Genomic DNA, 12,501 nt, shown 5'->3' on the forward strand with positions numbered 1-12,501 from the left:
GGGGTTTGACCACAGGCACCCCCTACCTACCTATTTAGGTCTCCAGCTAATCAAAGCCGCATTATACTCATTCCTGTAAATAAACTTCCCGTTCTCACACACAATATATTTACTTAGAACATCCTCCACCAATGATATATCTACGTTATCGGTTAGAATTCTACTCATATTTTTCTCTAGGCATTCTTCATATGATGAATATACCTGTATTCTGGATAAAGGGATGATCTTACAATCTGCATAGATTCCTAGTTCATATAATAGATTGAGCAAATCAATATAATCTTTACGTGGAAATTTCACCTCAATACCATATTGATCATGAAGCTCTAAGTAATGTGGTTGAATGGGGCCTGTTGTCATCCCAATGATTGCTAATCGTTTTGCATGTTTATGAATATGAAGCAAGGCTTTTTTAATTCCAAACATTCGATAAAAGCAATTAAAGCCAAAGATAACATCATAGTTTTTATTTAGTTCTATATGTTCCCACTTTTCACGAATGAACTCAACGTCCGTAATATTTCGTTTATGTAATTCTCCATTTAAAAAATCAAGAATTGCTGAAGAACTATCAACAAGTGTTAGCTTCTTTACTCTTTCTGCTAACGAAAATGTATAATTTCCCCATCCTGGTCCAATTTCAAGTAGTTCATCTTGATCATCTATTAAACTTGAAACATGTTTCATTATTTCGATGGCATAAAGATCTGGTTCACCGATATTGTCTTTCTTTTTTAGCAACTCCTGCCAAAAATTCTCCTCACTCTGATCGTTTATCATTCGCTCAGGCAGATTTCCTTGCCAGTCTTTTATCCCTTCCTGCCACTTTTCTTCTATACTATACATAGAATTGTTTCCCATACGGACCTCCCGCACTAATTTTATCTACACTTCTTCTAGTATATAGTTAATTATTTTTTATCAGTAACAATAATGTATAAGAAAAGGTACATATTTTTTTACTAATCTCACCAATGAACTTTCAATTTAAAACAAAACTTTAGATACACATTCCCACCAAAACATTGTAAAATAAATAGGAAAATATACTCATCAGGAGTGACAGAGATGACAACCTCATTAACATCTAGCACTCTAGGAATACTAGAGGAAAAACTAGAAGAATCAATTATCGAATTACAAGAAGATATAAAGAAAACTGTTAGAAGTTATGGCCTTACCAGCACCAGAACAATTGGTAAGAGTAAAAAATTAGATAAATATATTTTTGAATTACAACTCATAAAGCAACTTAAAAAGAATTTATAGTGTAGTACATATATCCTTGGGACAGGAGGCAGTTTGGCTCGTCCCATTATTTGTATTTAATGTCATATAGAGCTCGCTCTTGGTAACTTTAAAATAAAAAAAATAGAAGGAACAGCACCTTGTCTCCATACTTAATTCAACATTAAAAGGGGTGTNNACACCCCTTTTAATGTTGAAACAAGGGTGAAGTGCACCCTTTATCATTTATCATTCGACAAACTTCGGGAAGTGACAGGCACCGCCACAACCTCTTTCGAAAACTGCGGTAACCATCCCCCGTGTGCTTCGATTAAGTCATCACACATAGAGATGATGTCGTCCATAGATAGTTCAGCAGCTGTGTGTGGGTCAAGCATTGCTGCTTGGTAGAGTGTTTCTTTTTTTCCAGTGATGGCTGCTTCTATTGTTAGTAGCTGTGTGTTTATGTTTGTTCTGTTTAGGGCTGCTAATTGCTCTGGTAGGTCACCGATGTAGGTCGGCATAATACCACTTCGGTCCACAACGCATGGTACTTCAATGACCGCTTTCTCAGGTAAGTTACTGATTAACCGGCCTGTATTAAGGACGTTTCCACCAAACTTAAATGGAATGTTTGTTTCCATTGCTTCAATGATTCGAGATCCATATTCGTGGGATCTTGCGTGAGTAAGCTGACTATTATTCACCATATCCTCTCTCATCGTTTCCCATCTTTCAATTTGTTCCACACAGCGACGTGGGTATTCGTCTAGTGGAATATTGAAACGGTCAATTAACTCTGGGTATTTGCTTTTAATGAAATATGGATGATATTCCGCATTATGCTCGGAAGATTCCGTTACATAGTAACCGAATTTATCCATTAATTCGTATCGTACCATATCATCATGCTTCCCTTGTTGTTTTTCCTTAGCACGACGTTTAATTTCTGGATATAGATCTTTTCCATCACGTTTTACTTCAAGTAACCATGCCATATGGTTGATTCCTGCAATTCTCTCTTCTATTCCTTCATGCTCCATTCCTAAATCTCTGAACAGATGCTCTGTACAAATTTGAACACTATGGCAAAGTCCTACAGTTTTGATATTTGTATAGCGAAGCATTGCTCCAGTTAAAGTTGCCATTGGGTTTGTATAGTTAAGGAATAACGCATCGGGACAAACCTCTTCCATATCCTTAGCAAAATCCAGCATAACTGGAATAGTACGTAATGATCTAAAGATACCGCCAATACCAATCGTATCTGCAATCGTTTGACGCAATCCATACTTTTTAGGAATCTCAAAATCTATTACAGTGCTTGGCTTGTAGCCTCCCACTTGAATCGCATTTATAACATATTTTGCCCCTCTCAAGGCTTCCTTGCGATCTCCGTAAGCCTTAATTGTGACATTACAATTATAATTTTGCTTTAAGTTGTTAAGCATATTCTCTGAATCTTTTAATCGTTGCTCATCAATATCAAATAAGGCGAATTCAAATCCAGCTAAAGCTGGGACAAACATACAGTCTCCTAACACATTTTTTGCAAATACTGTACTTCCTGCACCGATAAATGTAATTTTAGACATACTTAACATCCTTTCTTTATAAAAAATTAGCCTTTAACTGACCCAGAAGATAAACCGGCAATAAAATATTTTTGTAGAAATAAGAATAGTAGTGTCATTGGCAGCATTGCTAATATCGCTGCAGCTGCTACTAAGTTTAAATTATTTTGATTTTGCCCAAAAAAGCTTGCTAGCGAAACCGTTACAGTGTGCATGGACTTATCTTGCAAAAAGAAGATGGCAAATTGATAGTCATTCCAGATAAAAACACAAGCTATAATCAGTACGGAAGCTGTTACAGGCTTAAGTAACGGAAACACGATTCGAAAGAATGTTCCAAGTGTACTCGCTCCATCAATTTTCGCAGCTTCTTCCAGCTCCTTAGGAACAGTTGAACGAATAAATCCAGCGTATAAAAAAATCGTGAGTGGCATAAATGCCGCAACATTATTTAAAATTGCTACTTCATACGTATTCATCATTCCAATATTAACGACCATTTTATATAAAGGAACCAAGGCCGTTAATGGCGGGATAATCATGATGGCAATAAATAAGAAATAGAAAACCTTATTTAATGTTGTTTGACGGCGCGCCATTGGATATGCTGCCATCGAGCCAAAGAATATGAGCAAAGCAGCTGAACAAGCGGTGATAATCGTTGTGTTCACAAATGATGGACCTAAATTTGCAATCGTCCAGGCATCTGAAAAATTTTGCAAGTTTAATTCTTTTGGAAAAACCCATTTTGAACTAAAATCCCCCTTAGCCTTTAAAGCTGTTGTCACCATAATATAGAAGGGGATAATATGAATGAACATAACGAGTATTGATACACCTGTTAGCAGTTTTTTATTTTTATTAAGGTGTTCCATTATGCTTCAATCTCCTTCCGCTTAAAATAAATAAGGGCTGATAAGCTCAGGATCAGAATGATAAATGCCATAAACACACCCTGTGTCGCAGCATACCCAGCATCCTGTCTCTTAAAATACAAATCATACATAAAAGTGGACATCGATTGTGATGCATTCCCCGGGCCACCACCTGTTAAAGCTACAATCACATCAAATAGTTTCAAACCACCGATAATATTTAACACCATATTAATCGTGATAGATGGCATTAACATAGGCAATGTGATGTTTTTAAATTGTTGAAATGATGATGCCCCATCAATTTGTGCAGCTTCATAGTAATCTTTTGAAATGCTTTGTAATCCAGCTAAATAAATAATCATCGCGATTCCAACGAATTGATAGGTGTTAACAAACACGATGATCCATGTATTCATTTCTGGATTTCCTAAAGCATTAATCTTTTCAAAACCAAAGAATTGCAACGCATCATTAAGGGCTCCACCTTGAAAGGCGAAGAAAAAGTACCAAATATACCCCATAATCAACGGGCTAATGATAACCGGTAAATAAATAATTGTTCTTGTAATAGCCTTCATTTTTATGCTTTGATTTAAAAGCAATGCATATAAAAGCCCCAAAACGTTCTGAAAAATTGTACTTCCGATTCCGTATAGAAGCGTATTTTTCACAACTAACCATGTTGTAGGATCTGCAAAAAGTCGTTTATATTGATCAAAGCCAACAAAATCATAATCTTGAGAAAATCCGTTCCAATTTGTAAAAGAGAGCTGAATTCCATTGAAAAAAGGATAGAGAATAAACAGAAAAACAACGGCAAAACTCGGGAGATACATCCACCATAGTGATGATTGCTTTTTTATTTTGAGCTTTTTTGACTTATTCGCTACTGATCTCTCAGTATTTGTTACTAATTCGCTCATTTATTTCCACTCCTCATATAGACTTGCGGTATTTCAAAGGAGAAAGCAAATCTAGCCTCTCCTTTACAGAAATACCTCAGCCTTTCCATCGAAGTTACTGATTTCTTAAACGTGTATACTCTTCACCCATTTTTTCGGAAAGCTGTTTAGGAGTTAGCGTTCCTGCAAACAACTCTTGACCAGTAGTAGCCATAACATCCCACATTCCACTTGGTAAATAAACACGGTCAAAGTAAGGTTCTACAGCAATGTCTTCATACTGTTTGTAGTATTCTGAGAAGTAGTTTTCCGCGTCTACATTTGTTAGAGCATCTGGTGCAGACGTTCCTTGCGCCATTTTTTCAATGTTTTCCGGCTGTGCCATAAATTCAATGAACTTTTTCGCTTCTTCAGGGTGCTTTGTATCCTTCCACATCGCAATTGTGTGACGCTCCCCACCAATCCAGCTTTGCTCATCACCTTCATGGAAAGCAGGAACAGGCATCGTACCAACCTTCACATCAGGATTTAATTCCGTTGCATCCGGTCCTAGTGATCCTGCTACAAAGGTAAAGGCTATTTTATCTTGGGCCATCAATTCTGTAGCCTGCTGAAGCTTTGCTGTAAGGACGTCTTCATTGATCAGTCCTTTATCTTGAAGCTCCTTCATTAGCTTAGGTAGTGGTGTATAATTCGACCAATCAAATGAACCGTCTGTTAACGCTTCTCCATGGCTATTATTTTCATCTGTAATAACTAGAGGAGTCGCAAGCTGATCATAAATTTGCCCTATTGTCCAGTTGTCTCCACCTGGAATCCATAAAGGTGTTACTTCACCATTGCTTTTCTCTTTAATCGTTTCTAAAGCTTTGACAAACTCATCAATTGTTTGAGGAGGCTCCACACCATACTTTTCTAATACATTTACATTAAAACTAACACCATCTTTTGCTTGATTAATAGGAAAAGCATAAACTTTACCAGTGTCATCTTTCAGAATTTTATCAAGTGCTGGATCTAGGTTTTGTACCCAAGCCATGTCTTTTTGATCTGCTACATATTCACCGTAACGAAGCTGTGACCAACCATGTGTATCAAATAAATCCGGCATATCATTTGCCGCCATTTTCACGCGAAGCATATCTTCATATCCTCCACCAGGAAGGTTTAAGTCAATCTTAATATCAGGATTTTTCTCTTCAAAATCAGCAACAACACTCTCGATAGCTTTCTTTTCACCTTCATTACTCATCGTTAAAAATAGAGATAAAGTTACTTTTCCATCCTCTTCCTCACTAGATGCTCCTTTGTTAGAACAAGCTGCTGCAAACATCGAGAAAGCGATTACAAAAATGATCATACTTATCAACTTTTTCATTCTTATCCCCCACTTTTTCGTTTCTAAAGAATACAGTCTTAATGTGTTTTTCTTTTCTTTCGATAAAAGCTAGATTATAATGAAAGTCTAACTATTTTCCCATTTTGGGAGCCTTCGAGATAAAAAGAATGCTGAATTATACCTAAAAAATTCATTCTGCCAAATGGATTTTTTACATTCATTATTCCTTTTTATCTCTTATTTTTTAAAAACTGAATACAACTCGTGAAGAAAACCACCCCCTTTAAAGCTTTTTATCTTTATCGATTCGCACCACAGCTTTGACGCACCATTAACTTTGTCGGAACTGTTACCTTCAATGGAATTTCTCTCCCATTCATTTTATCGAGTAACAACTGAACACCAACTCTTCCCATTTGTTCTGTATATACTTTTACAGTAGTTAACGGAGTACTTGCAAATCGAGCCATTTGAATATCGTTAAAGCTTACGATGGCTAAATCCTCTGGTACTTTTATATTTGCTTCTTGTAGAGCATGCATTGCTCCTATTGCCATTGAATCTGATGCGACGAAAAAGGCTTCAGGTAAATTCCCTTTTCTAATAAACTCCTTCATAAGGTCGTACCCTTGAGTCATCGTGTACTCTCCAATGACAACATACTCCTCACAAAATGTCCCCTTTGATTCAAGAACCCTTTTATAGGTAGAAAATCGTTTATTCACAACAACTTTATGATCGGATAAGTAATCTCTTTCTGTTCCACCAAGATATCCAATTTTCTTATATCCCTGGTTTAATAAATGTGTTAAAGCATTTTCGGTTGCTTTTTCAAAATCAATCACAACACAATCGAAATTTTCCTCGTCAGGACAATGATTAATAAACACCACATTTTTTATTCTTCTTATACTCTCAAGAACCTCCATACTAGTTCCACCAACGACAATTAGCCCATCTAATTCATGATCAAAGGTTTTATCATCATCTGACATTCTGATCATTTTGTTTGCATAAATCCCCTGATTAACACATTCATTTTCCACCCCTTTTCTTATAGCGGTAAAATAAGGGTCTTCAACTCCATCGATTTTTTCCTCTAACGTATGAACAAATGAAATTCCTACTCTCGGTTGTTTTTCATGAAAAGAATTTTGTGTACCTTTTCTCTCTTTTAACGTTGTATATCCAAGCTCTTTAGCTATGTCTAAGATGCGTGCTCTTGTTTCATCAGCTACCGATAAACTCGGATCATTATTTAACACTCTCGAAACAGTGGAACTAGCCACATTTGCTTTAGCTGCTATTTCTTTTATCGTTGCCATATTGACTACCTCACTAGTTATCTAATAAACTTTCACTGAATTTTCACTATTACTTTCACTAAACATTTCCTTTGTTAGGTAAAGTTTACCAGCATTATTAAGCGTTTTCAATATATTTTTTACTAAACCCCCCCTGTTTTTTCTTGTTTATTAAATTAAATATTGCAATATATCAATTTCCTCATTATTAAATTAGATATTACATATAAAAATAAAAGGAAATATTTACTGAACATTTCCTTTCCATCGCTAAAATTCATCATAAAAAACCCCAGCTACACTTTATTTGTAGTGGGGTTTTTTTATTTTATCTTAGCGATCAGATCAGTATCTGCTGTGTGTTAAAAGACAACTGTTTCATTCGACAAACTTCGGGAAGTGACAGGCACCCTAAAACGCAGGACCTACAAAATACCTTAATGTAGGTTCTAATCGTATAATCTCTTCATAACTTCCATTTTGGTCAGTCCAGTTTATCATTAATAATACTTCATCTTTTTTATTTTCTATTTTTTCGGTTGTTGTTAGGTAGTTGTAGTTTTGACCATTTTCTAATTCTACTTTACTGTCTACCGAATGTACTTCTGTTCCGTTTTTAGTAAGTATAACATTTGAGATAGTGACTGTTCCTTTTCCGTTCCAAACAAGGTTGCCATTCCAAAATCCTTTAGGGCTTCGTTCATCCTTGAACGTTGTTTTCCAGTCCTTATTCTTAGAGTATCCCTCCCACTCAGGGGGTTGATTTAGTGAGTAGATGACCCAGGATACAAGGCACATAATTAAAATAGCTATGGAGTAAATTATTTTTTTATTCATCATGTGGTTATCTCCAATTTTTTCTTTTATCATACATGGACTGAAATGGATTGGATAGAGTACTAGTTACCTATTATCTCATTTTTATTACTCTATACATATTTTCACTTGTGTTTTTGAAATTTTTATCATAATAATCACTCGTATTTGATGCAATGTAGATCGTTCCATTTGCCTTTCTGTTAACAAGTACGGAATGGAACCATCTACCGTCAGACTTACGGAATTGAACAACATCTCCTACAATTGCATTGCTAATAATAGTACTTTGACTAGAACTTGTTACCGCTGACATTCCTTGTTTTGTCCAATAGCTGTAAAAATCTATTACTCTAATCCAAGATGTAGCAGCTTTCTTTCTCCAGTAACAACTATTAGAGCCTGTACATGCATAATATGCATCATTATACCAATAGCTTGTTGTTGCATAATCTCCAGAAGGAACAGAGCTTGGCTTTTTCTCTGCTTTACCACCAGCATTTACTGCTTGAGATACAAAGTTTGTGCAGTTATATGGATATCTATTAAAGTTAGGGTTTGTTTTAGTTGCCCATTGCTTTGCGTAATTTGCAGCATTTGTCCCGCTATACGCCATAAGTGTTTTTGTTGCACTACTATCACTTAGACTCGAAACATCACTGTTTTTATTTTTATTCTTACCTTTTTTATTTTTCTCTGCTTCTACTTCTTCTTCTAAAGCTTTATCCGCTTCATCTTGCTCTTTAATTTCCTTTTTAATTTGTTTGATTGTTTTTTTCGAAATATGTTTTAGATTAAATTTTTCTTTGTTTATTTTTTTAGAAGCTAAGCTAGTTTGAATAAATTCTTCAGGATTTTCTGCTTGGGCATTTTCTAATTCATATAAATATTCACCAGCATAAAACAAAATTAGTTCATAATCAGGATGTTTAGCTAAGTTTTCATCCTTATCCTCTAATAGCTGAAGAACTAGATAATCAATAAATTCCTCAGATCCTATTTCTATATCAATATTACCTTCTTCAAAATAGTTTAATAGCTTTTGTTCGATTTCCCCAATTGTGTAACTATCAAACTCCTTAGCGTGAGTTTGATGACTAAAACCAAATAAAACACAGATAAATATCAATGAGAAAGAGAGAGTAAGAATTTTTTTCATTTGTTTCTCCTTTTTTGTATTTATTTGGATATCCGAGATTTATTATATATTTTAAAAATGTAAAAAGGTATAAAAATATAGAATAATATGTAAAAACAGGCAATATATCACAAACTATTATCCTATTACACTAGCCGCATTCAGGACTTTAGGGTAACTGCACATAGGTATTTCATCCTCTTCGCTAGATTAGCTTACAATTGTGTATATACAGAAAGCCCATTCGAGATCTACTCAAACGGGCTTTCTTTACCTGTTGAACACCTTTCACCTAAGAATCCGGTGCCCATAATGAATTCACAATTTGACTGTCAAATAAGTTGGTGTCAATATTACATGCTTCTGCATCGATGCCATACTGCCAGCCTAATGCTAGGGAGTTTTCAGGAGCATCTGGTGTAAATTCGTCAGGGGCATTTGCTTTTGTCGTGATTCCGATATTTGGTGATGCTGTCCAAATAATGTTTGTTTCAAGAATATCCGGATTTTCTTCGGACGCAGCATTATAGGCTGCCACTAAATCACTCTCCGGATCAAAAACCCCATAAATACCAGAGCTATATTGTGATTCATTTATCGTTTCAAACCAACCTCTTATAAACTCGGAATCTACCGGATATGTTGGCTCAATGTCAGCAAAAATGGCTACTCCATTAGGAATACCTAGTTCATTAGCAAGATTTATCGCTCCCTCGGCTTGACTAACACCGTTATCAAAACCAGTTGCATCACTAAATTGATTATATATCGGTAGAATATAAGCCCCTTCTCCATGAATTAAGTCAACCTGTTCTGCTGTAAGACCCCTAGAAACATCTTCACGATCACCTAAATAGCGACCATAAATCACAGGCTCACCGAAGTTTTCCCTTACACACATCGTAAATTCCTCTGTTGTTTCACTAGCGGAGTCAATCCCCCATACAATCTCGCCTAAACCTTCAGGAGGGGTACCTTCGTTATCCTCTCCATCATTGCCATTGCCATCACTTCCGTTGCTCTCACCACCATTGTTATCCTTATTTTCCGATGACTTCTTTGGTGTATTTCTATTTTCAACTGCATTATTCACTTGAATCTCAGTTTGAATGCCCAAGTTGTTCACAAGGTCATTTTTTAAATTTTTAATGACCATACCATCAACATTGTTGTTTAGCATATTATTAAGTAGGCCGGTAGTACCTTCACTCAAATCATTTTCAACCTGGTTAAAAATTTTAGCATGGCCACTACCAGATAGGTCATTCTGTAATGAGTTATCAATAGAAACACTTTGATCTGTATTAACCTCGTTGTTAACCGTTGTGTTCACCACTACGTCTCCGTTACTCGTAATATTATTCTGTATGTTGTTTACGATATTGATTGAACTATTTTCACTTGAAGAGTTGTTTTCTTGAGGGGGCACTTTGCTTTTATCAGTACCATTCAGAAAGATAAAGGTACAAAATCCTATAAGGATCAATAAAGATGTTGTAAGATAGACCACTGAATTTTTTCCGAGATTCATATACTCACTCCTAACGTTTTAATTTAGGGGCAGAGTGTTTAGAAGGATGAGGGTTAGAGACTGTACTATATGATATGAACTTAGAAAAAAAGGGTGTGGGTAGCGATAAAGAGATTCTTTGTTCCTATATCAATTGGTATTTTTCGTTAATTTAGTGGGACAAGGGACCTGTCCCCTTGTCCGCAAATTTGTTGTATACTTGAAAAAGAGATGATGAACGAGGGTGATTTCCATGGTTAATGTACTGGTTGTAGATGATCATATTGCAGTAACAGAGGGAACGAAGGCTATATTAGAAACGTGTAATGACATCATTGTTGATACTTTGTCGCCCCCTTTTTCTATTGAGATGATTAAGGACAAAGATTACACAAAATATGATGTGATTTTAATGGATATTAATTTGGGGCTTGATCAAAACGGAATAGAAGTGTCTAAGCTTATTCTGAAGAATCAGCCTGACTGTAAGATCATTATTTATACAGGATATGATATTGAGGATTATTTTATTGAGGCTATAAAAAGTGGGATCTACGGAGCTATTAATAAAAATACAACAAAACAGGATATCGTTACTTATATTAATCATGTTCTGAACGGTGATATTGTGATGTCTCTAGAACTTTGCAAAAGATCTTTAAAAACCACCACAAAACCACCAAGAGAGAAAGTTGGCTACACCGAGCGTGAGCGAAACATCTTAGAATTATTAGGTGAAGGTCTTACAAATCAGGAGATTGCAGATAAACTCTTCGTAAGTAAACGAACAGTTGAGTATTCCATTACCGAGATATTCAATAAGCTCAATGTATCGTCACGAGCAGAAGCCGTTTTAATTGCAAAATCAGAAGGACTATTATAAATAAAAAAGATAACCTATCCTTGTCTTATGCCAAGTGAAGGGTTATCTTTTTATATTTCAATGATTACTTTAAATCCATCACCAGGGTTCGTATCAATCTTCATTGTTCCATTTAATAACGTAACTCTTTCACGAATACCTGACAATCCCATGCTACTTTCTTTGGAGAAAACTGTATCTACCCCTGCGCCAACACCATTGTCTTCATAATGAATAACCAATACATCTTTAATGTTAACAAGAATTAGATTAATATGAGAAGCCTCAGAATGCTTAGCCGCGTTATTTAAGAGCTCTTGGACAATTCGATAGATGTTTAATTGAACATCTAAATCTTCAGGCTCCTTAAGATTGTTAATATTCAAATTAACCGTCATTTGATGGTTATCTTCATGTTGATAGATTAATTTTTCCAATCCCTTTTTTAGACCTAAATCATATAAAACATTTGGCCTTAACTCATAACATGTTTCTCTTGTTGTTTTAATAATCTTCGTAATGTGATTCATCATTTTATTGATATCATCAGCACTTACATCATTACTAGTTAAATACCATTCACTCGCTCTTTCAAAGTTCTTTTGAAAGGAGAGTAAATCTTGTAAAACAGAATCATGAAGGTCCTTAGCAACCTCTGACCTTTGCTTTTCTTCTAGCTTATAAAGAACTCGGTTAAGCCAAATTGGATTTGATTCTTCCTTTGAATGCTCAAGGTTTTCAAGATATAGCATAAGATTTTCGATCTTCAAGAAGTTCTCAAGCGTTACATGTGTGTAATAAGCAAGGGTTTTTAAATAAGATAGCTCATCTCTCGTTAAAATAGGTGTATTAATTTTCGAAGTACATACTAGTAGGTAAAAGTTTTTATCCGCTTCACCTACATTAATAATAAACCCCCTATTCACTTCTACGTATTGTCAAAACTTC

12 protein-coding genes are annotated in these 12,501 nt (G+C 35.4%); 2 read left to right on the plus strand and 10 right to left on the minus strand.

Translation table 11 applies throughout. The annotated features are described in order from the left end of the window. Positions 1-30: 30 nt before the first annotated feature. Positions 31-864 (minus strand): class I SAM-dependent methyltransferase, encoded by an 834-nt coding sequence (locus tag COD11_RS21750; protein WP_098799010.1) that lies wholly within the window; start codon positions 862-864, stop codon positions 31-33. Positions 865-1,071: 207 nt separating this feature from the next. Here COD11_RS21750 and COD11_RS21755 point away from each other — a divergent pair, with 207 nt between their 5' ends. After that, entirely contained in the window at positions 1,072-1,272 is a 201-nt protein-coding gene (locus COD11_RS21755; RefSeq protein WP_098799011.1) for a Spo0E family sporulation regulatory protein-aspartic acid phosphatase, read from the plus strand. 200 nt (positions 1,273-1,472) lie between these two features. Here COD11_RS21755 and melA read toward each other — a convergent pair whose 3' ends face one another. From melA to COD11_RS21795, 8 genes are all read right to left on the minus strand, one after another. After that, positions 1,473-2,825, minus strand: coding sequence for an alpha-glucosidase/alpha-galactosidase (gene melA, locus COD11_RS21760; protein ID WP_098799012.1), 1,353 nt, complete (start codon positions 2,823-2,825; stop codon positions 1,473-1,475). Positions 2,826-2,851: 26 nt separating this feature from the next. Beyond that, a complete protein-coding gene (locus COD11_RS21765) occupies positions 2,852-3,679 on the minus strand; it encodes a carbohydrate ABC transporter permease (protein WP_098799013.1) in 828 nt (275 codons plus the stop codon). Beyond that, entirely contained in the window at positions 3,679-4,605 is a 927-nt protein-coding gene (locus tag COD11_RS21770) for a carbohydrate ABC transporter permease (protein WP_098799014.1), read from the minus strand. Before COD11_RS21770 ends, COD11_RS21765 begins: the two co-directional genes overlap by 1 nt. Before the next feature lie 94 nt (positions 4,606-4,699). Further along, on the minus strand, positions 4,700-5,962 hold the full coding sequence (locus tag COD11_RS21775; RefSeq protein WP_098799015.1) for an ABC transporter substrate-binding protein: 1,263 nt from the start codon (positions 5,960-5,962) through the stop codon (positions 4,700-4,702). Between the two features lie 260 nt (positions 5,963-6,222). Then, entirely contained in the window at positions 6,223-7,248 is a 1,026-nt protein-coding gene (locus COD11_RS21780) for a LacI family DNA-binding transcriptional regulator (RefSeq protein ID WP_098799016.1), read from the minus strand. Positions 7,249-7,638: 390 nt separating this feature from the next. Further along, positions 7,639-8,067, minus strand: coding sequence for a hypothetical protein (locus tag COD11_RS21785; protein WP_098799017.1), 429 nt, complete (start codon positions 8,065-8,067; stop codon positions 7,639-7,641). A 70-nt stretch (positions 8,068-8,137) separates the two neighbouring features. After that, a complete protein-coding gene (locus COD11_RS21790; protein WP_098799018.1) occupies positions 8,138-9,202 on the minus strand; it encodes an amidase domain-containing protein in 1,065 nt (354 codons plus the stop codon). A gap of 271 nt (positions 9,203-9,473) precedes the next feature. Beyond that, entirely contained in the window at positions 9,474-10,712 is a 1,239-nt protein-coding gene (locus COD11_RS21795; protein WP_098799019.1) for a glycoside hydrolase domain-containing protein, read from the minus strand. Between the two features lie 232 nt (positions 10,713-10,944). Between COD11_RS21795 and COD11_RS21800 the strand changes: the two genes are divergently transcribed. Then, the gene (locus COD11_RS21800; RefSeq protein ID WP_098799020.1) at positions 10,945-11,574 is read left to right on the plus strand and encodes a response regulator transcription factor; all 630 of its coding nucleotides are present in this window, start codon (positions 10,945-10,947) and stop codon (positions 11,572-11,574) included. A gap of 50 nt (positions 11,575-11,624) precedes the next feature. Here COD11_RS21800 and COD11_RS21805 read toward each other — a convergent pair whose 3' ends face one another. Further along, complete coding sequence (locus COD11_RS21805) at positions 11,625-12,479, minus strand: sensor histidine kinase (protein WP_098799021.1); 855 nt, start codon at positions 12,477-12,479, stop codon at positions 11,625-11,627. Positions 12,480-12,501 lie beyond the last annotated feature (22 nt).

Origin of the sequence: Bacillus sp. AFS040349 (assembly GCF_002577655.1) — a bacterium.
Taxonomy (GTDB): Bacteria; Bacillota; Bacilli; order Bacillales; family Bacillaceae; genus Metabacillus.

What these genes read in the sequence shown, in the direction of transcription:
- COD11_RS21750 (WP_098799010.1), bottom strand. Translation starts at nt 864, where the DNA reads ATGGGAAACAATTCTATGTATAGTATAGAAGAAAAGTGGCAGGAAGGG.
- COD11_RS21765 (WP_098799013.1), bottom strand. Translation starts at nt 3,679, where the DNA reads ATGGAACACCTTAATAAAAATAAAAAACTGCTAACAGGTGTATCAATA.
- COD11_RS21785 (WP_098799017.1), bottom strand. Translation starts at nt 8,067, where the DNA reads ATGATGAATAAAAAAATAATTTACTCCATAGCTATTTTAATTATGTGC.
- COD11_RS21755 (WP_098799011.1), top strand. Translation starts at nt 1,072, where the DNA reads ATGACAACCTCATTAACATCTAGCACTCTAGGAATACTAGAGGAAAAA.
- COD11_RS21790 (WP_098799018.1), bottom strand. Translation starts at nt 9,202, where the DNA reads ATGAAAAAAATTCTTACTCTCTCTTTCTCATTGATATTTATCTGTGTT.
- COD11_RS21770 (WP_098799014.1), bottom strand. Translation starts at nt 4,605, where the DNA reads ATGAGCGAATTAGTAACAAATACTGAGAGATCAGTAGCGAATAAGTCA.
- COD11_RS21800 (WP_098799020.1), top strand. Translation starts at nt 10,945, where the DNA reads ATGGTTAATGTACTGGTTGTAGATGATCATATTGCAGTAACAGAGGGA.
- COD11_RS21795 (WP_098799019.1), bottom strand. Translation starts at nt 10,712, where the DNA reads ATGAATCTCGGAAAAAATTCAGTGGTCTATCTTACAACATCTTTATTG.
- COD11_RS21780 (WP_098799016.1), bottom strand. Translation starts at nt 7,248, where the DNA reads ATGGCAACGATAAAAGAAATAGCAGCTAAAGCAAATGTGGCTAGTTCC.
- COD11_RS21775 (WP_098799015.1), bottom strand. Translation starts at nt 5,962, where the DNA reads ATGAAAAAGTTGATAAGTATGATCATTTTTGTAATCGCTTTCTCGATG.
- melA (WP_098799012.1), bottom strand. Translation starts at nt 2,825, where the DNA reads ATGTCTAAAATTACATTTATCGGTGCAGGAAGTACAGTATTTGCAAAA.